Below are 23,058 nucleotides of genomic sequence, written 5' to 3' on the forward strand. Positions count from 1 at the left end.
AGTCCCGAAGTTCCAGGGTTTCCTGGCTTTCCCTGAAAACCAGGTCTTTCCATCGTTTTCTTCAAGGAGTTGATATGAAACGATCCCTGTCCCGCGCCCTCCTCGGCGCGTCCCTGGCCCTGGCCGCTTCCCACGCCCCGGCCGCCACCGTGCTGGGCGACTCGTTCAACGATGCCAACGTCAAGGCGGCGCCCTCGACGCTGTTCGGATCGGGCAACGCCGGCCTGATCTTCAACGGCGGCTCGGCCGCGATCGATCTGGCCGGCGGTCCCATCGCCCAGTCGAACAACGCCATCAACCGCGGCCCCGACGTCAGCGGCAACACCTACCTGAAAGGCAGCGACATCAACTTCCTGGCCGGCCTGATCCTGGGCGACACCCAGATCGCCCAGGTATGGCGCAACGACGTGGTCTACAACGGCGACACCACCACGATCAACAGCGTGCGCCAGATGATCGTGCCGCCGCTGCCGTTCATGCCCGACTTCGGCGGGCTGGTGATCGGCAAGGTCGACGGTTCGCCGGTCTACTTCGGCGAATGGGCGCCCAAGGGGCCGAACTATTCCGCCCCGGACAATGCCGATCTGAACATGGGCAGCGCCGAGCGCACGGTGTGGTACGTGGGCGAAAACCCCACCACGTCCATGCCGACTCTGGTCAATGCCCAGTACAACGTCGTCGGCATCAACCAGCACAACCCGGAGAACCCCAGCGTCTACCAAGGCGTGCTGACGGCCAACTACGGCAGCGGCGGCGGCTATCTGGATGGCAGCATCACGCGCGGCAGCGACGTGGTGGACTTCGGCACGAGTGACACGGCCATCACCCACACCGGCGCCTTCTCCAACGCTGCCTTGACGATCTCCGGCCAGTTCTACGGCGCCCAGGCCGAGGCCCTGGCAGGGATCTACACCGGCGGCGCGACCGCGCAGGATCACGTCGCCTTCGGCGGCGCGCGGCAGTAAGCGGGGACGGGACCGGCACGATGACGATCCGCTGGACGCAGCTTCACTTCCTGCCGGCCCTGCTCCTGGCCTGCGCCCTGCTGCCGTCCCCGCCTGCCCGGGCGGACGAGGACGACACCCGCTACCTGCTGGACCAGGCCGGACGCATCGGCCGCCAGAGGGACAGCGGGGCGGGGTCGTTGGCCCCGCACCCCGGAGGCCTGGTCCTCACCATCGAGGGCCGGGCCTACCGGGTCAGACCCACCTTGCAGGACCTGGAACCGGCCCTGTACACGGCCATCAACCGGGGCCAGTGGGGCGAGGCGCGCGCGCTGGCGGATTCGTACCGCCGGCTGGCGGGCCACAAGCCGCACCTGGTCCTGCTGGCCGACGGCCTGGCGGCGCGGGCCGAGGGCGACTACGGCCGGGCCATCGGCCTGCTGGAAGACGCCCGCGACGATGCTCCCGGCGATGCGCGTACGCAGATGGAACTGGCCCGCGCCTACGCCGAAGACGGCCAGGACCGGGAATCGCGCGCCCTGTTCGAACAGGCCATCGGCAACAGCCTGCCGCCCGACACCCGCCAGCTGCTGCAAAACTATGTGGGCGCCGTGGACCGGCGCGGCGACTGGCAGGGGTCCATCGCCGTGGGCCGAGGCCACAACGACAACATCAACCAAGCCAATGGCTTCGAGCAATGTTCGATGTATTTTCTGACCCTGTGCCTGGCGCGGCTCAAGCTGCCTGATCCGATCGCATCGACCTTCACCAATTACGACTTGGTACTGAGCAAGCGGATCGCGCTGGCCGGCCACCACAATCTGCTGCTGCGACCCATCAGCTACGGGACGTTCTACCAGAAGACCGCCCCGGAAGGGCGCGCGATCAAGGACTACAGCCAGCAGACCCACGTGCTGTACGCCGGATACCAGTACGCCGATGCACGGCAGAAAATCAGCCTGCTGCCGTTCACGGAACTGTACGCCCGCGACGGGCACACCAATTACCAGGCCCCCGGCCTGCAGGCCGAATGGAGCCGGTCACTGACGCCAAGCCTGCGCCTGACGGCGCAGGCAAGCATCAAGCGCTACGCCTACAAGGCACAGGACAGCCGCTATTTCAGCGACTACACGCAAAAGGCCGCCGGGCTGGGGATCGCCTGGATGCCCGCGGCGAACACCAGCCTGCAGGCAGGCATCGACTTCACCCGCCGCAAATATCCCATGCCCACGGAAAGCGGCAAGGACCTGGCCGTGCGCGCCGGGGTGTACCACGCCTTCGGGCAGTCCGGCGCCTTCGTCAATCTGCTGGCCCTCTACCGCGTCAGCCGCAACGACGAACATGACTTTTTCCTCGGCGCCCGGCGCCGCGACGAACAACAGCTCTACGTCGCCACTCTGGGATCGACGCGTCTGTCGGTGGGCGGCGTCTACCCCGAATTGCGCTTCAAACACGTCGTCAACCACAGCAACTCAATTTTCTATGGTTATACCCAGAACGAAGTCTCGCTACAGCTGCGCAAGAATTTCTGAGTCCATCCGATGGATTGCCCGATTAATCGTATTGATAATTATTCTCATCAAAAATACAATGAGCTTTCCAGTCGCCACGCCCCACAGGGCCCGGACTACCATGTCTTCCACCTTTCTGGACAAGGCTTTTTCGAACTTCCCCGCCTTCCGTCACGCTGACCCCGATGGCCTGCGAGTATTGGCAGGCGGCGCCCGCCGCATGGTGTTGTCGGCCCGTCAACACTTGTTCCACCTGGGCGAATCAGCCGACCATTTCTTCTGGATCGAGACCGGCAGCGTGACCCTGTATCTGCCCAGCTACAACGGCGATGAACGCGTCTTTCAGGTCCTGGGAAACGACTGCCTGGTGGCTGCGACCGTCATGTTTGCGGACGATCGCCGCTACCCTGTCTCGGCCCAGGCGAACGAACGCACCGTTCTGCATCGCCTGGACTGCGCACCGCTGATCGGCATGGCGCAACGTTCATCAGAATTTTCCTGCTCGCTGCTGCGCATCGTGGCCGGCCAGATGACACAGGCGATCGGCCGCATCGACCTGCTGACCATCGCTAATTCCATGCAACGCCTGGTCACCTATCTGGTGAACCTTTATATCGAGCAGGGCAGCGCCTGGCTGACCTTGCCAACCCATCACCGCGTGTTGGCGCGGCAGTTGAACATGACACCAGAGAACTTGTCACGCATGCTAGGCGGTTTCCGGCGCGATGGCCTGATCGGCGGACGCAACCGCGATCTTGTTCTACTCGACGTAGAAGCCCTGTGCAAGCAGGCCCGGCTGCCGCCACCGGATATGAAACTCCGCACCCAGCACACAAGGCCATCTAGGGACGAAGCACTGTTCAGTTGCTGCACCTTGCACTGATCATCCGTCAACAGCCGGATTCAGGCCCCGAGAACGGACTATGCGCCTTGCCGGCAGGCTCGGCACAGCCTTCACGGCCATCAAGACGCCGACCTGCCAGGACCGGCCAAGCATGCCACAGATAGGCGGCATAGGCTCCCACCCATAGCACACCAGCCATCAGGATCAACTGCCAAGCCCAGGGCGCCAATACTGGCAGTCCCGCCACAGCCCGCATCAGGGCGGCCAAGATCAGGATGCCCGCGGCCACAGGCAACCATGGCCGACGATCCAGCCATCGTCCCGTATGGATGCGTCCCGCCAGACTCATGATGGTGAACACCGACAGGCCCATGGCTCCGGCTGTCAGCAGATGGCGGCCGCTTGATACAGACCAGCCGCCCGCCAGCCAGGCCAGGCCCATGGCGCCATAGCCCAGAGCAATCAGCCAGAAACAGGCATACAGCATGAGCGCCCAGCGCGTGAACAGCGCCCGCCCGACATGCCAATCGTTGAGCACATTCAGCACGGCGGCGCAGGCGGCCAACGCAGTCCAGCCGACGACCAGACCATCGCCCAAGACGACCTGCGCCACGCCACATGTGCAGATGGCGAAGACCGCCAGATAGCGGCGCGGCGGCCGGGCCAGATAACGATCCGACGGCGGCGGTTCGCCTGGTCGACCGGCCTCGATATAGCCATTGAGCACGCTCATCGACACCCGGCTGCCCGCTAGCAGGATCAGGATCATCGTCAGATCGATTGCGCCATGAATCCAGGGAAGCCCATCGTATTCGGCAAACAGCGCAACGAAGAACCCAGTCTGCACCAGCAGCAGACCCGCCAACGCCCAGGCAAAACCCAGGTGCGCCCGGCGCGGATCACGCCACAGCGCTGGCGCCAGCTGGATCAGCAGCACAGCAGTAAAGGACACATTGCACAGAGCCGCCAGCCCGAGCCCCATCTCGAAAGGCAGCCACTGAGCCAACGCATATGCCGCCCGTGCCATCAGCCAAAGCGCAACCAAGCCCGCCAGAGGGCGGACGGCAATCGGCGCGACCCCCGTGAATTCCGGGATGGCGGTCAGCAGAAAACCGGCCGCTGCAGCCAAGCCGAAACCGAACACCAGCTCATGCGCATGCCACAACAGCACGCCCCCCGGAGGCCTCCAGCCAGACAGGGCAGCACTATTCAGAAACAGCAGCCAGACAGACAAGAACACCACAGCGCCCGTCGACGTCAGCACGAAAAACGGACGAAATCCGCACGACCATAAAGGGTGAACTGCTGAGCCGCCATGCCGCACAGTCATGAGGGCTCCCTATTAAAGGCCGCCGCCGAAGAAGCGAGTCCAAAAGATTCCCGCACCGCTGGCGCATCCATCAAACCGGCGGTCGTCCGATGGATCCAGGCCTCGGTGCGCCTGGACTGCGATTGCTCCACAACGAATTCGCCCAGCATGCGCCCCGGCCCGGACGCCATGACGACGATACGATCAGCCAGCCGGACAGCCTCCATCAGATCGTGGGTGATCATCAGCACAGCGGCCCCGGCGTGTTCCACCTGTTTGCGCAGCAAACCATAGAGTTCCTGCTTCAAGCCCACATCCAGAGCTGAAAACGGCTCATCCAGCAATAGCAGATCCGGCGCTACCGCCAGTGCGCGGCCAAGCGCCACCCGGCTTTGCATCCCGCCGGACAGTTCATGCGGATATTTGTGCGCGTCCGCTTCGTTCAGACCCATGCGCGTCGCCCATTCCATCGCCCGGCGACGGCGCGCGGCGGCTGGCAGCCCCAAGCCCTTGAGTCCCAGAGCAATATTGTCCGCGGCATTTTTCCAAGGCATCAGCCGAGGCTGCTGAAACACGCAACCCACCCCCCTGAATGTGGAGCGCACCCGTCCTTCGGACGGTTCAAGCAAACCCGCCGCAATATGCAGCAAGGTGCTTTTCCCGCAGCCAGACGGACCCACCAATGCCAAGGTCTCGCCGGCATGAAGATCCAGCGATACGCCTGACAGCACAGGCGCCAACCCAAAGCGGTGGCCTAGTTGGCGAAGGCTCAACAGACTCATGCGTCTGCCGCCCGCCAGCGTTCGATGACACGCTTGATCGGCTCCAGCAGCAGATACTCAGCGGCCAGCAGCAGCCCCAACACCGCCGCGATCCAGCCCAGTGACCCTGCCATATCCAGTTGCGCCCGCGACACTGCCAATGCCGCCCCCGCTCCATCCGACGCCGCCAGCAGCTCGGCCATCATGACAACTTTCCAGGCAATGCCCAGGGCGGTAATCCAGGCCGGCAGCAAGTACGAGGCCACGTGCGGCAGATGAACGTCCAGCAACACCACGCGCCACGGCAGCCGATAGACACGCGCTACATCCACGAGTTGCCCGTCCAGTGTCCTCGCCCCCTGCATTGCCCCCGCAAAGACCAGCGGAAAACAAGCAAGCACGACGGTAAACACAGGTGTTGCATCACCCATGCCAAACCAGATCATTGCCAGTACCAGCCAGGCAATAGGCGGCATGCCCAGCAACAGCGTCACCAAGGGTCGAGACACCAGCGCAGCAGTCAGAGACCGGCCGGCCAGCATTCCGAGCACGGTCCCCGCCAGCACGGCAATACCCAACCCTGAGAAGGCCCTGCGGGCGGAGATCCACAACTGCGGCGCGGCCAGACCCGAGGCTAACAATTCACCCAGCCGTCCCAGCACAGCCGAAGGCCCTGGCAGAACCAGCGGCCCATGGTGCAGAGCGCCCCATTCCCAAAGCGCACAGAACAGCAACAGGCTGGCCACTGCCCCCCAGCCGCTCCAGAAATAGGCCGATACCGCGCCCAGGCGCCGCCACCCGAGCGCATCAGACATAGAAGTCCTGACCCGGCAAGCGCCCACCGATCAGCGCGGCTTGATCAGCCAGCAGGCACTGGAAGAAGAATTCCAGTTCTTCTCGCGCATCTACGGCATCCACTGCACGGTCACGCGACCGCACCAGAGAATCTGCTACAGCGTCAGCCGTCAGCATGGGGATGTGGCGCGCCACCAGTTCGCCGCATGCCGCAGGGTGCGCCAGACACCAAGCCAGAGAATCTGCATACTGAGCACGCACCCGGCTGGACAAGTCTGTATCAACGCTTGATTTCCCCACGGCCACCACACCCGCCTGCGGAATGCGCGGCTCACGCCCTAGTATCCGACCCCAGGCCTGCGACAGGTTGACGCCGCGATACAGCGTAGGCGCCACGACCGACACCGGGAATGATTCGCTTTTGCGCAACACCATGGACACGGCGGGCTCTGGTAGCAGTGCGTGATCCACACGGCGGAGCAACAATTGCTGAATGGCATCGAACGGCGTCGGCACATAGCGCAGGGAGAAATCCCGCCGCGGATCCAGTCCCAGGCGAGATGCCAGCAAGCCAAACAGGATGTCCGGCATGTCTGCCCGAAACGGCATGGCGATTTCCAGCCCCCGGAAATCGTCCAATGCGTGCAGTGCCGGATCGCGGGTCACAAGCCACAGCATCCCCCAGGTCGCCACGTTCAACAGCCGCAGGGGTACCCCCTGGGCGTACAGATTCGCCGCCACATTTGATGGCATTGCCATGAAATCCGCACCGCCACCCACTGCCCAGGCCCGCAACTGATCCGGGTTCTGCCACAACTGGAAACGGGCGCCGGGCGCTATATCGTCCAGGCTGCCGGAATCAGCCATATGGACCAAGGGATACGACACCGTGGCTGGCGGTCCCGCCAGCACCAGGGGACGCGCACCGGAGGCCGCAGCTGCAGGCGCACCTGCCGCAGGCGGAGCCGCCAACATCAGGCCCCAGGCAGGGACCAGGCCCAGCAGCGCGCGGCGCCGCGCCTTGGAAACAGAAGGGCGGCCAGCAGACGGCACTGGCAGCGGAGCGAGTCGAAAAACCATGGCGATTGCCGGAATGAACCCTGTAGACCCCGGGATTGTGGTCGGATTCATATGTAAATGCAAATGATAATTATCAAGTTTAATGCTGCTCGTCAGATCGATACGGAGCAGGATCAATATCATGCTTGCGCATCAGCGCCCAGAATGCCCGGCGATGCTTTTGGGCCATCCGCGCCGCCAAGGTCACATTACCGCCATGACGCCCCAATGCCGCGCGGATATAGGCTCGTTCGAAGCGGGCGACCACCTGGCTTTTGGCTTCCCGGAAGGAATCCCGCGAGGTGGCGCGCTGCATGGCCAGCGCTACCGCGTAGGCTTCCAATTCCGCCCCGGAACGGTCCAGGATGGTGTGACACAGTTCGGCTTCGGTGGGGCCTTGGTTGGCTGGCGCCATCATGCCCGCCATGACTGCCCCGCCATACAGCGGTTCAGGTTCTGCCACGCAGGCCGGCGTCAGCCGGCCCAAAGCGCTTTCCAGGCGAGCGCGAAGTTCTTCCGGGCAAAACGGCGGTTGCAGGAAATCTGACGCCCCCAGGGCGATCAGGTCATGCACTGCCTGGGCCCGCAACCCTACCGCATACACCAGCAACACCGCGGGCAGCCGGCCGGAGCGAGCCGCCAGCGCGGTGCGCCATCCAGGCAAAGAGGCCTCATCCGCGTACAGCAGCCCTGCATCGTACCGGCCGCGCATCAGGGCGGGGTCATCCAACAGCGTCTCGAGCGCCGCATGATGCTGCTGCAGGGTATGCAGCTGCAGGCGCCCGCCCAGGTGTGATCCTTTCAGTGCTTGCACCCAACAGGTCTGATCCAGGGTCAAGAGTGCGCAATCCAGTCGTTCTCGCATGCCAGGTCTCCTTGCTTGATGTGAGGCGGCTGCATGACGCAGCCCGCCGAAACAACAGGATAGGCAAGCGATTCAAGCCGGCATAGTCGCAAAACTACGCTGGGGTTAACCCTGGATTTCGATGGAATAGTCGACTTTCAGGAATTTCTGGCTGGATCTAGAAAAATTTCAGCAATATTCACTGAAACCCTGGTGATAGCATGGCGTCAATTTCATTCAAGACGCAGGAGACAAGCTTGGACGCGCTGAATACTTTCATCAATGACATCAACGGCCTGGTGTGGGGTCCCCCCATGCTGGTGCTGATCCTCGGCACGGGTTTTTTCCTGATGATCCTGCTGAAGTTCATGCCGCTGCGACGCATCGGCACAGGCTTTGCCATGATCTGGCGCGGTCGCCATCGCGGCGATGCATCCACCGGCGAAATCAGCCCCTTCGAAGCGCTGATGACGTGCCTGGCAGCCACGGTCGGCACCGGCAATATCGCTGGCGTGGCGACCGCCATCGCGGTCGGCGGCCCCGGCGCCCTGTTCTGGATGTGGTGCACGGCGCTGGTCGGCATGGCGACCAAATATGCCGAAGTGGTGGTTGCCGTCCATTTCCGTGAAAAAGACGCACGCGGCGAGCACGCCGGCGGCCCCATGTATGCCATCAAGAACGGTCTGGGCCGCAAATGGCTCTGGCTGGGTTTCGCCTTTGCAATCTTTGGCGGCTTTGCCGGCTTTGGCATCGGCAATATGGTCCAGGTCAACAGCATGGCCCTGGCCCTGGAATCCACCTTTTCCGTCCCCACCTGGATCACCGGCGTGGTCACCATGGTGCTGATCGGCCTGGTCATCCTGGGCGGCATCAAGCGCATCGGCGCGGTCGCCGCATCCCTGGTGCCCTTCATGTGCGTGGCTTATGTGCTGGCCGGACTGGTCGTCCTGTTCGTCAATGCAGAGCGCATTCCCGAAGCCCTGGATCTGATCTTCACCCATGCCTTCTCGCCCATCGCCGCCACCGGGGGTTTTGCCGGCGCAGCCGTCATGGCGGCCATCCGCTTCGGCGTGGCCCGCGGGATTTTCTCGAACGAAGCCGGTCTGGGTTCGGCCGGGATCGCCCAAGCGGCAGGCACGACCAGCAACGCAGTGGAATCCGGCCTGATCGGCATGATGGGTACCTTTATCGACACCATCATCATCTGCAGCATCACCGGCCTGGCCATCGTCTGCTCGGGCGTCTGGAGCAGCGGCGAAAGCGGCGCCGCCCTGTCGGCCGCCGCCTTTGAAGTGTCCATGCCGGGCATCGGCGGCATCATCCTGACCATTTCCCTGGTGATCTTTGCCTTTACCACCATCCTGGGCTGGAGCTACTACGGCGAAAAATGCTGGGAATTCCTGCTGGGTTCGAAATCCACACTGCCCTACCGCATCATCTGGGTGGTCGCCATCCCGTTTGGCGCCATCACGCAACTGGATTTCGCCTGGTTGCTGGCTGATACCCTGAACGGCCTGATGGCCCTGCCCAACCTGGCCTCGCTGATCCTGCTCAGCCCGGTGATCGTGAAACTGACACGGGAATATTTCCGGGACCGCACCCAGGCCGGCGAACTGAGCGCGCAGACGAAGTAAGCGCACGAAAGCGACCTATCTATATAGGGCGCCATCACAAGCACGGCCAGAGATTTCCTGGCCGTGCTTTTTTCATCCAGCGCAGACCTAGTGCGTCTTGAACACCTGAACCATGCTGCTTTCCGGCAACAGGGCGTATTCCTGCGCGTTCGGCAATTCGTAGTGCCACCATTCCGTCGGGATGGAGCAAAAGCCGGCCTGCAGCATGATGCCCAGCAGCAGGTGGCGGTTGCGTTGGACCTCGGGCTGCAAGTCGTCACGATCATGGTGCGACTGATCCCGCATATCGTCGAAATCGGTTCCCATGTCCAGGGGCTGACCGCTGGCTTCCAACAAGCCGACATCCACCGCCACCCCGCGCGTATGGTTGGACCCCAGGTCGGCATCGGCGATATAGCGCGGATCGGGCAAGGCCTTCCAGAAGACAGCCTGGGCAGCCGCCGGACGGTAGGCGTCATAGACGACCAAGACCAGCCCCGCCCGCCGGGCAGCTTGTGCGGCACGGCGCAGGCAGTCCGCCGCCGCCGGGCGCAACGCACAACGAGCCCCCGGCGCATATACGGGGCGCCCGACCAGATTGTCGGCGGTGGCGTATACCAACGAAATCAGCACGCCATCGGCTTGCGTCACTTCGATCAATTCTGTCATGACCACCCCGCATTGATTCACTTTCCCGTCACTGGACTGTACCGGAAACCGCCGGGATACATCAGCCCCGCAGCTGTCCGATCCAGTGACGGGTCGAGGCGTCATGCCCGGCGGCATCCGCCGCCGGACCGGCGCTCAAGGCCTGTATGATTCCACGCGCCAGGACCTTGCCGTATTCCACCCCCCACTGATCGAAAGGATCAATACCCCAGATCACGCCCTGGGTGAACACACGGTGCTCATACAGCGCCAGCAGCGCGCCCAGCGAATAGGACGACAATCGCGGCAAAGCGATCAGATGGTTGGGCCGCCCGCCCGGATGCACGCGGTGTGGCGCCAGCCAATCCGTCTGTTCGGCCGACAGGCCTTCGGCCAGGCATTCAGCCCGCGCCTGCGCCAGGGTCTTGCCGCGCATCAGCGCCTCGCGCTGGGCCAGGCAATTGGCCAGCAGCTGGCGATGGTGCTGCGCCCAATGGTGATCCGCCTGGCAACACAGGATGAAGTCCACCGGGGCGCCGTCGCTGCCCTGGTGCATCCACTGGAAAAACGTATGCTGCGCGTCGGTGCCCGGCATACCCCAGACGGCAGGGCCGGTGGGCACGCCTACCGGGCGCCCGGCCTGATCCACCGATTTTCCCAGGGATTCCATATCCAGCTGCTGCACGTACGGCACCAGATTGGCCAGCCGCGAATCATAGGGTGCGATATTCAGGGAACCTTGCCCCAGAATGCTGCGATTCACGATACCGGACAGCGCCATGCGCACCGGGGCATTGGCTTCCAGCGGCGCCTGGGCGAAATGCGTATCCATGGCTGCCGCCCCCATGCGCAGGCCCGCCAGCACATCCGCCCCCACAGCCAGCGCCGTGGTCAGGCTGACGGACGACCAGATGGAAAACCGGCCACCCACCCAGTCCCACAGGCGAAAGATCTGCGTATCCGGAATCCCCCAGGCGCGGGCGCGTTCCGGTTGCGCCGTGACAGCCGCCACGTGTTCGGCCGGATTCAGGCCCGCAGCCAGCAGCCATTCCCGCGCCCGCGCCCCGTTTTCCAGGGTCTCGGATGTGGTGAACGATTTCGACACCAGCACGATCAGGGTATTGCGCGGGTCCAGGCCGGCCAAGCCGCCCTCGATGGCGTGGCCGTCGATATTGGCCACGAAACGCACGTCGCGCCAGGTGCCGGCATATCCGAACGCAGATACCGCCAGCCGCACGCCCCAGTCCGATCCGCCGATGCCGACATGCACGATGTGGCGCCAGCGGCGCTCGGTATCCGCCCGGCGCACCCAGGCATCGACGCGTTCGCGTTCGGCCAGCACATCGGCGGGCGCCGTGGGTGAACGCAAGACGGTGTGCCAGGCGGCGCGGTTTTCCGTCACATTGACGGCTTCGCCCGCCAGCAGGCGGCGGCGCTGTTCCTCGAACCCGCGCGCGCGCAACAGCGCCTGACCAGCCGCCAGCAGATCCGGCGAATGGCGCTGACCACTGGCATCCAAGGTGAGCCCCGGGGCCTCGATCAGATCCAGGCCATCGCTTTGCGAGGCGCAGGTCTGCGCTGCCACGACGAAACGCTTCCATTCAGGAAGTTCAGTCAGGGGGGGGCTCGATAGCGCCTCAGCGGGCGAGGTATTTTGGGACATACTCAAAAGTATAGAGGCAAGCCTGCGCCTCGCGGCAAAAGGCAGTCACGCCACCCCCACCCGCACGCCTCAAAAACCACACGGCCCCAACAGGAGCCGTGTGACAAACAACGATTACCGCAGGGAACCGGGAGCGATCAGCAGCGCTCGTAAATCCCGGCCGCCCCCATGCCGGTACCCACGCACATGGTCACCATGCCGTACTGCAGATTGCGGCGGCGCATGGCGTGGATGGTCGTGGCAGAGCGGATCGCACCGGTCGCACCCAGGGGGTGACCCAGGGCGATGGCGCCACCCATAGGATTGACGACGTCCTCGTTCAGCCCCAGATCACGGATGACCGCCAGCGACTGGGCGGCAAAAGCCTCGTTCAGTTCGATCCAACCCATCTGATCCAGGGTCAAACCGGCTTTCTTCAGAGCAGCCGGGATGGCTTCCTTGGGTCCGATGCCCATGATGTCGGGCGGCACGCCGCGCACGGCAAAGGACACGAAGCGCGCCAGCGGCGTCAGATTGTGTTCCTTCAAGGCGCGTTCGGACACCACCAGCAGGGCGCCTGCGCCGTCCGACGTCTGCGAGCTGTTGCCCGCCGTCACGCTGCCTTTGGCAGCGAACACCGGACGCAGGCGCGCCAGGGCTTCCAGGCTGGTATCGGCGCGCGGGCCTTCATCCAGGGACACGATGTGACGGGTTTCGCGGACCTCGCCGGTCGCCAGATCCGGCAGGCGGCGCACGAGTTCCACCGGCAGCATTTCGTCGGTGAATTCGCCCGACTGTTGCGCCGCCAGGGCGCGCTGGTGCGAACGCAGGGCAAAGGCATCCTGGTCCGCTCGGGAAATATCCCAGCGGTTGGCGACCTGTTCCGCCGTCGCGCCCATGCCGTAGGCAATGCCGATGTTGTCGTCATTCAGGTAGACATCGGGGCTGAAGGACGTATTGATGCCCATGGTGGGTACCAGGCTCATGGATTCCGTGCCGCAGGCCAGCATGACGTCGGCCTCGCCCACCCGGATGCGGTCGGCCGCCATGGCGACCGCCGTCAGGCCGGAGGCGCAAAAGCGATTGACCGTGACGCCGCCGACGGACTGCGGCAGGCCTGCCAACAGCACGCCGACACGCCCGACGTTCAGCCCCTGGGGGCCTTCGGGAATGGCGCAGCCGACGATGGCGTCCTCGATGGCGGCCGGGTCCAGGTTCGGCGCCTGGGCCAGCACGCCCTGGATGACCTTGGCCAGCAGTTCATCGGGCCGGGTGTGGGAATACATGCCGCGCGGGGCCTTGCCGATGGGCGTGCGCGTCGCAGCGACGATATAAGCTTGTTGCAGAGCAGTCATCGAAGGTCTCCTTAATTGCGGACGGGCTTGCCGGTTTGCAGCAGTCCGGCAATACGCTCTTGTGTCTTGGGGTTGGCGAGCAGGCCCAGGAAGGCGTGCCGTTCCAATGTCAGCAGCCAGGCTTCGTCCACCAGGCTGCCCGGATCGACGTCCCCGCCGCAGATGACGGTGGCCACCTGCTCCGCGATATGGAAGTCATAGTCGGTGATGTAGCCGCCGACGTGCATGTTCACCAGTTGCGCCTTCAGCGTGGCGATGGCATCGCGCCCCGCCACCGGGAAACGGGCCGCCACGGGCGGGCGATAGCCCTGTTCCGCCAGATTGGCGGCTTCGCGCACGGCCACATACAGCAGTTCGTGGCGGTTCATGACGATGGGATCGGAATCGCGCAGATAGCCGATTTCGCGGGCTTCCAGCGCAGATTTCGACACCCGCGCCGTCGCCACGGCCAGGACGAAGTTCTTCACATAGGCCAGCAAAGGCGCATCCGGGGCGGACTGCGCCTGGATTTCCGCTGCGCGGCGGGCGCTATAGGTCATGCCGCCGGCGCCCGGCACCAGGCCGATGCCAACTTCCACCAGACCGATATAGCTTTCCAGATGCGCCACGCGGCGGGCGCAATGCACGGACAGCTCGCAGCCTCCGCCCAAAGCCAGGCCGGCCACGGCGGCCACCACCGGCACCTGAGCGTAGCGCAGGCGCAGGACCATATCCTGCATTTCCTTCTGGATGGGTTCGACCGCCTTGACGCCGCCCGCCATGAAGGCCGGCAGCATCGCTTTCAGGTCGGCGCCCGCCGAGAACGGATCTTCCAACTGGGCGATCACCAGGGCCTTGTAGCCCTGCTCGGCCAGATCCACGGCATGCGTCACGCCGCGCACCACATCGGGGCTGAGCGTATGCATCTTGGTCTTGAAGGACGTGATCAGCACGTCCTGGGGGTGCGGGGCGGGCAGCGTCCAGCACAGCACGGCGTCGTTTTCGTACACGACGGCAGGCTGGATGGCCGGGCCCTCGCCCACCAGGCGCGGGGCGCCGATCTGGCGCTGGTAGACCGCCAGCGTGCTGCGCGGCACATAGGCGTTCTGCGCCGGGCTGAAGGACCCTGCCGGGGTGTGCACGGCCTGCGATTCCCAGACCGGGCCGCTGGTCACCCAGGCGGGCAGCGGGGCGGATGACAAGGTCTTGCCGGCGGCGATGTCCTCGTTGATCCAGCCGGCCACGCGCTGCCAACCGGCGGCCTGCCAGATTTCAAAGGGGCCGAAGCTGTGACCAAAGCCCCATTTCATGGCCTGATCCAGTTCGCGCGCGCTGTCGGCGATGTCGCCCAGGTGCACGGCGCTGTAATGGAAGGTATCGCGCAGCACCGCCCACAGGAACTGCGCCTGGGGATGATCGGAATCATGCAGGGCTTGCAGGCGCTGGGCGGGATCGCGTTCCTTCAGGATGTCCTTGACCTCGTCGTCGGCCTTTTCGCCGGACGGCACGTAGGCCCCGGCCTTGGGGTCCAGACGCAGAATCTGCTTGCCTTCTTTCTTGAAGAAACCCGCCTTGGCTTTTTGGCCCAACGCACCCTTTTCGATCAGACCGGCCAGCACGGGCGGGATCGTGAAATGGGCGTGGAAGGGATCGCCGGGCAGCTGATCCTTCATCGTATTGATGACGTGAGCCAGGGTATCCAGCCCCACCACATCGGCGGTGCGGTAGGTGCCCGACTTGGCGCGGCCCAGGCGCACGCCGGTCAGGTCGTCGACCAGCTCGTAGGGCAGATCGAAAGCCTGGGTGTGATGAAAGACCGACAGAATGCCGAATACGCCGATGCGATTGCCGATGAAGTTCGGCGTGTCCTTGGCGCGGACCACGCCCTTGCCCAGTTGCGACACCAGGAAGGTTTCCAGGTGATCCAGCAGGGCCGGTTCGGTGGCGGCGGTGGGAATCAATTCCACCAGCGGCATATAGCGCGGCGGATTGAAGAAGTGCACGCCGCAGAAACGGTGGCGCAGGATTTCGGGCAATGCTTCGGACAGGGACGTGATCGACAGGCCCGAGGTGTTGCTGGCGACGATGGCGTGCGGGTTCAGGGCCGGGGCCAGCTTGTGATACAGGTCGCGCTTCCAGTCCAGGCGTTCGGCGATGGCTTCGATGACGACATCGCAATCGGCCAGCAAGTGCAGGTCTTCGTCGTAATTGGCCGGGGTGATCAAATCGGCCAGTTGATTCACGCCCAGGGGCGCGGGATTGAGTTTTTTCAATTGAGCGACGGCGCGCGCCACGATGGCGTTCTTGCCGCCTTGGCCGTCATCTTTGGCCAGGTCGAACAGCACCACCGGCACGCCGGCATTGGCGCAATGGGCCGCGATCTGCGCTCCCATGACCCCGGCGCCGCACACCGCCACACGGCGGATGAACAGAGGGGCAGACTGACTGGTTTGCATGATATGGTGTCCTCTCACAGTGATGGAAGGTCCCGGATGGGCGGCTCCTTGGCGTATCAGTCCCTGAAGCGGGGAGCTCTCTCCGAAAGCCGATTGCTGATTGTCGCTGATTTACGATCAAAATTCAAACGATCGTTTGAATTTTGATGAAGATTGTGTGCGGCCAGCCCAATGCGCAAGACTTCTATAATAAAAGCTTGATGGATGCGCGCGCCGGATCAAGCGCTTGAACACACACTATGGCCCGCCTTCCCCGCCTGTACGCCCCCCGCATTCCACAGTTGGCGCATGCCCGGTTCGCCCGCCCGCTGGCGGCCGCCGACGCCCCCGCCCCGGCAGCCTCGCTGGACAAGATCGCCGCCTGGCTGGCCGAAGAAGCCGCCCGATCGGCCCGCCCTCCGGGCGCGGCGCCATTCAGACCGGCGCACCCAGACGCGGCGCTGCCGCCCCCTGACACCGGCACCGTCGCGGTCCATGCCTGGATCGTGCTGCCCGACCAGATCACTGTACTGGCCACGCCCGGCAATGCGCAGGCGCTGCCTCGCCTGATGCAGGCCCTGGGGCGACGGATGGGGTCCGGGCTGCTGCGCACCCGCGTCTATGCGGGCCGCTACCACAATGCCTTGCTGGAACCTGGCCGCTGGGTCCTGCCCGCCATGCTCTGGGTAGAATCGCAGGCCGTCGCAGGCCGCCAGGTCGCCGCCGCCACCCAATGGCCGTGGTCCTCGGCGGCGGAACACGCAGGACAGGCGACCAGCGCCGCGTATCCCACGGGCTGGCTGCTGGATCATCCCGACTACTGGCACGAAGGCGACACCCCTTTTGCCCGCCAGGCGGCCTGGCGCAAGCGCCTGGCCAACGGCCTGCCAGAAGCGCAAAGCCGGCAGATCGAGGCCGCCTTGCACGGCCAATGGGCGTTGGGGGAAAAGATCTTCCTGACCCACCTGGGGCGTTTGGCATCCCGGCGCGTCAGTCCGGCGCCGCGGGGGCGGCCCCGGAAAGCGGTCTAGGCGCGATGCGTCTTCAGCCAATTTTTCAGTACGGTATCCACTCGCGTCTGCCAGCCTGGGCCGGTCGCCCGGAAGCTATCGACGACTTCTGAAGATAGGCGGATTGTGACCATTTTCTTGACTGGCGCCTTTTGCGGGCCTCGGCGGCGGATGCCCAGTTCCTCGTGCAAGGCGACTGGCAGTACGTCGGCGGCAGGCCGCGCCCGCGCGAAATCCGCGTCACTCCATTCGGGGTTGTCGGCATCGGACAATTCAGAATCTGGCTTTTTCATATCGAGCAACCTCGCGTACGTTGGCTTTACGCAAACTGATGACACGTAATGCCACGCCCCTGATTGTAAAAACCACCACATGCAGGCGCCCCTGTATCGGCCCCAGCGCCTGGAAGCGCGACTCCGTATAGTCCTTGCGCCTATCCCGGACCACCAGCGTCTTATTCCAGTCCAGGCCTCGCACACACTCGAACGATAAGCCACGATCAGCTATATTCCGGACATTTTTGGCGGGATCGTATTCAATTTCCACGAGACAGCGCGCTCATACAAATTGTAATTACAATCAGACTGCCTGGCAAGACTGTGATCATCTTGCTCACGCACGCGATGCGCACCATGGTAAAAGTCCCGCGCCTCTAGGCAAAGAGGCGCGGGACTGATTTGTCACAGCGACGGATCAATCAGAACGAGCTGGTTACTTCCATGAAGAAACTGCGGCCCGGCTGGTTGTAGGTATAGGCGCCGGCGCCGTAGTTGGATCTCAGCATCCCCAGTACCGACTCCAATGGCATTGCCACGACGGAAGATACGCTTGTCGAACAGATTGTCCACACCTGCCGTCACACGCAGGTGCTTGTTGACCTTGTGCTGTGTGCTCAGGCCGAACAGCGCATAGGGCGGGACTTTGTCCGTGGCGCTGCCGGTCAGAGGCTGGCCATGGAAGTCATACTTCGGCCCTTCCTGCTCGCCATAGACGGTGGCCTTGGCACGCAGCGACCAGGCAGGCGTCACAGACCAGTCTAGGGTACTGTTGATCGTGTATTCAGGGATGGTGGACAGGTGTTCGCCAGTTTCCTTGTTCTTCGATTCGATCATATAGGTGAAGTTCGTAGACCACAGCCAATCCCGAGCGAAGGGCCAGGTCAAGTTGCCCTCGATGCCCTGGACGACGGCGCGAGGAATATTTTGCCACCGGAAAACGTTATCTTTCCCATTGAAAGCGCCAACAGGGGCATGACCAGCTTCAACCTTGTTACGGTAGTCATTATGAAAATAGGTCAAGCTGGCACCCAAACCATCAGCACCGCGAAATTCCATCCCCAGTTCTTTATTCAGACTGGTTTCTGCCTTCAAATCGGGATTTCCGATCAAGAAGCACCCCCGCTCGCCAGCAGGCCCCAGATTGTCACCCCAGCATCCTTGACCACTGCTGTACAACGCATAACCAGAGTTACTCTGGTACAGATTGGGAGCTTTGTAGGCCCGAGCAATACCCGCCTTCACTGTCCACTGCTCATCAACCAAATAAGACAGATTCAACGAAGGGCTCCAGTTATTGCCTTGAACACTGTGATGATCAAAACGCAAGCCAGGCGTTACTGTCCAACGCTCACCCATATAAAGATTGTCCTCGGCAAACAAGGAGTAAACACTAGCGTGTACCTTCGGCGTATAGGTAAACGGACACCGGGTTTGCCAAGCCAGTTGGCCTCTGGACAAATCTGACGCCCTATCATCCAAGTCTTGTCGCACGAATTCCAAGCCCAGCGTTCCCATTTGATCTATCCCGCCCCAATTCAGACGGCGATTTATCTCAGTATGAGCAGTCAGTGTGCGTAAATTAGTGTCGCCATAACCACCATCGTTGATCTTAGGATGGCGAACCATGAATCGCCCTTCACTGCCACCTGCCAAACCTTCCAATAGTCGTGTATTCCGCGTCTGCTCATACTGAAAGTAACTCAGAGTATGCGTCTCAGCATTCCAGTCTCCATTATGCGTTATGGAATAAGACTGGCGATAAGTACGATTAGTCTCACCCCCTAAACTCCCTAGCACATAGCCGGTCTTCGGGTCTCGATTTGTGTTCTGCGTGTCACCAACATAAATATTACCCTGCCGCCCATAGCTGGCTTCAAAATCAACTTCGTGACCGGCGGCGAGCTTCCAACTCAACACACCGCTCATATCGCGATTCTTAAAGCCTTCACGGCCGGCAGGAAACGAATCCTTGTTGTTCTTTCCCCGATATGACTGATGCCCTTCATTAATATCCCACGCATCCCCCTGGAAATTCGCAGCGCTGCCGCTCAGGCGGAAATCCAGGCTGTCGGAAATCGGCCCGGTCAGGCTGAAGGTCGTGCGACCGGTCGAGCCCTCGTCGCCGTGTTCAGGCAGATTGCCATAGACGGACACAGACCCGCTTAACTTATCCGCTGGCGGCTTGGTGATGATGTTCACCACCCCGCCGGCCGCGCCGTTGCCGTAGCGAGCGGCGGCCGGGCCGCGCAGGACTTCGATGCGCTCGATCTGTTCCGGCGGCACCCAATTGGTGTCGCCGCGCGTGTCGCGCTCGCCGCGCCAACCAAAGCGCGCCGATCCGCGCGAGGACACCGGCTTGCCGTCGATCAGGATCAGGGTGTTTTCCGGCCCCATGCCGCGGATATCGATCTGACGGTTGTTGCCGCGCTGACCGCTGGACGAATTGCCGGTCAGGTTCACGCCGGGCATGGTGCGGATGATTTCCAACACATCGGTGGCAGGCGGGGATTTCTGGATGTCTTCAGACGTGATGGTGGACGCGCCCGGGGTCTGCTTCAGTTCCTGTTCGGCCTTGACGACCACGCGGTCAAGCTGTGTCACGCTATCGGATGATTGAGCGTTCGCCGCAGCGGCGGCTAGGCCCAGCGCCATGAGAAGGCCGACAGGCGTCAGGGCCAAGCCCTGAACCTTGGATGCAGTCATACGGATTCCTTGATTTGCTGCAGATGCAAAATACTTTCAATCGAAAGAGAAATATAAACGATAAACATTCTTATTCGCAATATTCAATGACATCTTTTTGCGATACATCACACAAACGGCAGGCCGCTCTATGCTCCCGCGAGGGCAGCCACCGGATCCAGCCGGGCCGCAGCACGGGCAGGCATCAAACCGGATACCAGACCCGTGACAACCGCGCAGCCAAAAGCGCTCAGGATCGCTGTCAGCGAAAACACCAGCTCCACGCCGGCCGCCAATAACGCCAAGCCGACACCCAGGCCCAACGCCACACCCGCCGCACCGCCAAACAGGGACACCAGCGCCGCCTCGGTCAGAAACTGATGCAGGACATCCCGCTGACGCGCGCCGACAGCCATGCGGATGCCAATTTCACGGGTGCGCTCACGCACCGTCATCAGCATGACGTTCATCACGCCGATACCGCCGACCAGCAAGGACACCGCCGCGATCAGACCCAGCATCAAGGTCATGGTGTTCTGCGATTCAGCGGCGGCCTGCAGCTTGGCGGCGGCATTGCCGATGCTGAAGCTCTCGCGGCCATGGCGCGCTCGCAGCACATCACGCATCGCCGATTCGGCTGCCACCGCATCGCCTGGAGATCGCGCCTCGATCACCGCGTATTCCGGCTCGCCGACGGCGGTGAACACCCGTGCTCGTCCCGTATCGAAAGGAATGAACGCCTGATCATCGTAGTTTTCAGAGCCGGACTCGGCGCCTTTGGCGCTCATGACGCCAATGACCTCGAAAGGCGTAGCGTCGATCAGCACCAACTGTCCGATCGGATCCTTTACATCCGGCAGCAGCCGGTGCCGCAGGCGGCTGCCCAGCACAACCACGGGCGCCAGCTCGCGGTTTTCCGCGGCGATGTGAAAACGGCCCAGCGCGACAGGCCAGTGGTGAATGGCCGGCAGATCAGCCGTGCTGGCTACAACGTAGGCAGGACGCGAATAGGCGCCGTGGCGCAGCATGGCCTGATTGCCGATCACCGGCATGACATGCGCAATCTCGGGCAGCCCGGCGATCGCATCCAGGTCATCCAGTGTGACGGCGCCTTCCAGCCCGCCCTCGGGGGGCACGCCGCCGCTGACGTAAAGAATGGCGGCGCCCAGGGCGCCCATCTGCCGCACGACCTGCTCTTTGGCGCCGCGCCCAATCGCCAGCATGACGATGACCGAGGCCACACCGACCACGATGCCCAACAGGGTCAGCGCCGTCCGCAGCCGATTGATCGCCATGGTGCGCCAGGCGGCGCGCCATGCCTCGGCCAATACAGGGGCTCCGGTCTTTCGGCTTGGCCTGGATCGCCCGGCCGGCGACATCTCTGCACGATCTGTCGTACGACACAGCCCATCCGGATCCACCGAATGCTGCGGCACGGACGCCGGTGCCGTGTGCGCACCCCTGCCAGGCCGATCATCCACCACGCAGCCATCCCGGATTTTCACCACGCGCCGGGCACGGGCGGCCACACCGGGATCGTGCGTGATCAGGATGATGGTATGACCCAGGGCGGACAATTCGTCGAACAAGGCCATCACTTCAGCGCCGCTGCGCGAATCCAGGGCGCCCGTCGGCTCGTCCGCCAGAATGACGCGCCCGCCATTGACCAGGGCGCGGGCGATCGAAACGCGCTGCTGCTGTCCTCCGGACAACTGGACAGGGCGGTGCCCAAGCCGCTCTGCCATATCCAGGCGTTCCAGCAAGCCGGCCGCCCGTCGTTCACGAACGGCACGGTCCTCCCCCGAATAGACGGCGGGCAGGGCGGCGTTTTCCAGCGCGCTGTCGGTGGGGATCAGATGGTAGCCCTGGAACACAAAGCCGAAGTCTTCACGGCGCAAGCGCGCCTGCTCATCACTCGACAAGTCCGCCACATTCCGGCCTGCGTAGCGGTAAGTCCCGCGGTCGGGCCGATCCAGGCAGCCCAGGATATGCATGAGTGTGGACTTTCCCGATCCCGAAGCGCCGACAATGGCGATGTACTCGCCCTCGCTGATGTCCAGCGACACCTCGCGCAGCGCCCAGGCGGCGGGCGAACCGCCCATGCCGCCATACTGTTTGCTGACGGCCTCCAGCCGGATCAGGACACTCACAGCACGAACCGGGGCACGGCGTCATCCGATGTGCGTTCACCCAGAATCAGCATGTCACCCTCGGCAAGGCCCGTGACGATTTCCGCCGCCTGGCGGTCACGCGCACCGATCTGCACCGGGCGCCAGACTGCGCGGCCGTCCTGCAGTACCCGCACCCGATACTCCTGCGCCCTGCCCTCGCCCGCCGGGCGCAGGGCCGCCAGCGGCGCCAGCACGACGTCATCGGCCTGGCGGGTGACAAAGGCGACCTGGGCGCTCATCCTGGGCAGCAACACGCGATCGGCATTGGGGACATCGAACAACACGGTATAGAAGACCGCTTTGGCGCCGCCGGAGGACACCGACGGCGCACCGCCCGGCTCATCGCCCTGCCCCATGCCCGGCATGGGCAGCACCTGCCGCACGACGCCGCGCCACTGCCGGCCATCCTGCGCCAGCGTGACGAACGCCGCCTCCATGCCCACGCGCAAACGCCGCACATCCGCCTCGGACACCTGGGTCCAGACGGTCATCATCGACAGATCCGCCACGCGCAACAGATTCGGCGTCTGATAGGCGGCGTTCAGCGTCTGCCCGGGGCGCGCATCCAGCGATACGACGGTGCCTGCAATCGGCGCATAGATCCGGCTGTAGCCAAGCCGGGCTTCATCGCCCTGCAATGCGGCACGGGTGCGGCGAATGTCCGCCTGGATCCGACGCACCACTGCTGCCGCCGCCAGCAGGCCGGCGCGCGCCACATCCACGTCATGAGCCGGCGTCGCACCAACCTGCAGCAGACGCTGCTGGCGTCTGAAACCGGCTTGCGCCAGCTCGGCGGCAGCCTTGGCCTCGTCGAGCTGGGCATGCAGGGCATCCAGCGATGCACGGCCCGCATCCACGGCGGCCTGCTGGACGGAGGCATCGATTTCCACCAGCAGTTGCCCGGCAACCACGGTATCCCCCGGCTGCACATGTATCTTTTGAATCTGACCGGACACCTGCGCCCCCACGTCCACATAATGCCGGGGCCGCAGCGTGCCCAGCGCATTCACGGTGGCGCGGATCGTCCCGCGCTCGACCGGCGCCGTCGTATACGCGGGCGGCGCCGGGCGGCTCGCCCAGACGGCAGTGGCTGCCGCAATGGACGCCAGCAGCCAGCAGCCCAGCACACGCCAGCGCCGCACGGCCTCAGCAGCGCCCATGGCGCTTCCCACGAGCAG

At 63.6% G+C, this 23,058-nt stretch carries 19 protein-coding genes; 5 read left to right on the forward strand and 14 right to left on the reverse strand.

Features of this window, described 5'->3' with window-relative positions; all coding sequences use genetic code 11:
* Positions 1-74: 74 nt before the first annotated feature.
* From VDP79_RS12990 to VDP79_RS13000, 3 genes are all read left to right on the forward strand, one after another.
* Positions 75-965: a Slam-dependent surface lipoprotein gene (locus VDP79_RS12990; protein WP_323018601.1), complete on the forward strand. Its 891-nt coding sequence runs from the start codon at positions 75-77 to the stop codon at positions 963-965.
* Between the two features lie 20 nt (positions 966-985).
* A complete protein-coding gene (locus VDP79_RS12995) occupies positions 986-2,476 on the forward strand; it encodes a porin family protein (RefSeq protein ID WP_323018602.1) in 1,491 nt (496 codons plus the stop codon).
* A gap of 100 nt (positions 2,477-2,576) precedes the next feature.
* Positions 2,577-3,338: a Crp/Fnr family transcriptional regulator gene (locus tag VDP79_RS13000; protein WP_323018603.1), complete on the forward strand. Its 762-nt coding sequence runs from the start codon at positions 2,577-2,579 to the stop codon at positions 3,336-3,338.
* Between the two features lie 7 nt (positions 3,339-3,345).
* Here the strand turns inward: VDP79_RS13000 and VDP79_RS13005 are convergent, their stop codons facing one another.
* The 5 genes from VDP79_RS13005 to VDP79_RS13025 all read right to left on the reverse strand — a co-directional run bounded on the left by VDP79_RS13005 (position 3,346) and on the right by VDP79_RS13025 (position 8,088).
* Positions 3,346-4,629: an NnrS family protein gene (locus VDP79_RS13005; RefSeq protein ID WP_323018604.1), complete on the reverse strand. Its 1,284-nt coding sequence runs from the start codon at positions 4,627-4,629 to the stop codon at positions 3,346-3,348.
* Positions 4,626-5,390, reverse strand: coding sequence for an ABC transporter ATP-binding protein (locus tag VDP79_RS13010; protein WP_323018605.1), 765 nt, complete (start codon positions 5,388-5,390; stop codon positions 4,626-4,628). Before VDP79_RS13010 ends, VDP79_RS13005 begins: the two co-directional genes overlap by 4 nt.
* Positions 5,387-6,184, reverse strand: coding sequence for an ABC transporter permease (locus tag VDP79_RS13015; protein ID WP_323018606.1), 798 nt, complete (start codon positions 6,182-6,184; stop codon positions 5,387-5,389). Before VDP79_RS13015 ends, VDP79_RS13010 begins: the two co-directional genes overlap by 4 nt.
* Complete coding sequence (locus tag VDP79_RS13020) at positions 6,177-7,244, reverse strand: ABC transporter substrate-binding protein (RefSeq protein WP_323018607.1); 1,068 nt, start codon at positions 7,242-7,244, stop codon at positions 6,177-6,179. Before VDP79_RS13020 ends, VDP79_RS13015 begins: the two co-directional genes overlap by 8 nt.
* 79 nt (positions 7,245-7,323) lie before the next feature.
* Entirely contained in the window at positions 7,324-8,088 is a 765-nt protein-coding gene (locus VDP79_RS13025) for a helix-turn-helix domain-containing protein (protein WP_323018608.1), read from the reverse strand.
* Positions 8,089-8,381: 293 nt separating this feature from the next.
* Between VDP79_RS13025 and VDP79_RS13030 the strand changes: the two genes are divergently transcribed.
* Positions 8,382-9,701, forward strand: a complete 1,320-nt coding sequence (locus VDP79_RS13030) for an alanine/glycine:cation symporter family protein (protein ID WP_416233132.1) — start codon at positions 8,382-8,384, stop codon at positions 9,699-9,701.
* Between the two features lie 87 nt (positions 9,702-9,788).
* On the opposite strand, the gene ddpX is transcribed toward VDP79_RS13030, so the two are convergent.
* The 4 genes from ddpX to VDP79_RS13050 all read right to left on the reverse strand — a co-directional run bounded on the left by ddpX (position 9,789) and on the right by VDP79_RS13050 (position 15,760).
* On the reverse strand, positions 9,789-10,349 hold the full coding sequence (gene ddpX / locus VDP79_RS13035) for a D-alanyl-D-alanine dipeptidase (RefSeq protein WP_323018610.1): 561 nt from the start codon (positions 10,347-10,349) through the stop codon (positions 9,789-9,791).
* Positions 10,350-10,410: 61 nt separating this feature from the next.
* The gene (gene pgi, locus VDP79_RS13040) at positions 10,411-11,991 is read right to left on the reverse strand and encodes a glucose-6-phosphate isomerase (protein WP_323018611.1); all 1,581 of its coding nucleotides are present in this window, start codon (positions 11,989-11,991) and stop codon (positions 10,411-10,413) included.
* A 137-nt stretch (positions 11,992-12,128) separates the two neighbouring features.
* Entirely contained in the window at positions 12,129-13,325 is a 1,197-nt protein-coding gene (locus tag VDP79_RS13045) for an acetyl-CoA C-acyltransferase (RefSeq protein WP_323018612.1), read from the reverse strand.
* Between the two features lie 11 nt (positions 13,326-13,336).
* The gene (locus tag VDP79_RS13050; RefSeq protein WP_323018613.1) at positions 13,337-15,760 is read right to left on the reverse strand and encodes a 3-hydroxyacyl-CoA dehydrogenase/enoyl-CoA hydratase family protein; all 2,424 of its coding nucleotides are present in this window, start codon (positions 15,758-15,760) and stop codon (positions 13,337-13,339) included.
* Between the two features lie 239 nt (positions 15,761-15,999).
* On the opposite strand from VDP79_RS13050, the gene VDP79_RS13055 reads away from it, so the two are divergent.
* Positions 16,000-16,770: a hypothetical protein gene (locus VDP79_RS13055; RefSeq protein ID WP_323018614.1), complete on the forward strand. Its 771-nt coding sequence runs from the start codon at positions 16,000-16,002 to the stop codon at positions 16,768-16,770.
* On the opposite strand, the gene VDP79_RS13060 is transcribed toward VDP79_RS13055, so the two are convergent.
* The 5 genes from VDP79_RS13060 to VDP79_RS13080 all read right to left on the reverse strand — a co-directional run bounded on the left by VDP79_RS13060 (position 16,767) and on the right by VDP79_RS13080 (position 23,040).
* On the reverse strand, positions 16,767-17,042 hold the full coding sequence (locus VDP79_RS13060; RefSeq protein ID WP_323018615.1) for a BrnA antitoxin family protein: 276 nt from the start codon (positions 17,040-17,042) through the stop codon (positions 16,767-16,769). The two genes, VDP79_RS13055 and VDP79_RS13060, sit on opposite strands and share 4 nt — an antisense overlap.
* A complete protein-coding gene (locus tag VDP79_RS13065; protein WP_323018616.1) occupies positions 17,023-17,295 on the reverse strand; it encodes a BrnT family toxin in 273 nt (90 codons plus the stop codon). Before VDP79_RS13065 ends, VDP79_RS13060 begins: the two co-directional genes overlap by 20 nt.
* Before the next feature lie 134 nt (positions 17,296-17,429).
* On the reverse strand, positions 17,430-19,730 hold the full coding sequence (locus VDP79_RS13070; RefSeq protein ID WP_323018617.1) for a FepA family TonB-dependent siderophore receptor: 2,301 nt from the start codon (positions 19,728-19,730) through the stop codon (positions 17,430-17,432).
* A 128-nt stretch (positions 19,731-19,858) separates the two neighbouring features.
* Positions 19,859-21,811 (reverse strand): ABC transporter permease, encoded by a 1,953-nt coding sequence (locus tag VDP79_RS13075; RefSeq protein WP_323018957.1) that lies wholly within the window; start codon positions 21,809-21,811, stop codon positions 19,859-19,861.
* A 44-nt stretch (positions 21,812-21,855) separates the two neighbouring features.
* The gene (locus tag VDP79_RS13080; RefSeq protein WP_323018618.1) at positions 21,856-23,040 is read right to left on the reverse strand and encodes an efflux RND transporter periplasmic adaptor subunit; all 1,185 of its coding nucleotides are present in this window, start codon (positions 23,038-23,040) and stop codon (positions 21,856-21,858) included.
* Positions 23,041-23,058: the final 18 nt, after the last annotated feature.

The organism is Castellaniella sp. (assembly GCF_034675905.1).
In the GTDB taxonomy this organism is placed as follows: Bacteria; Pseudomonadota; Gammaproteobacteria; order Burkholderiales; family Burkholderiaceae_B; genus Castellaniella.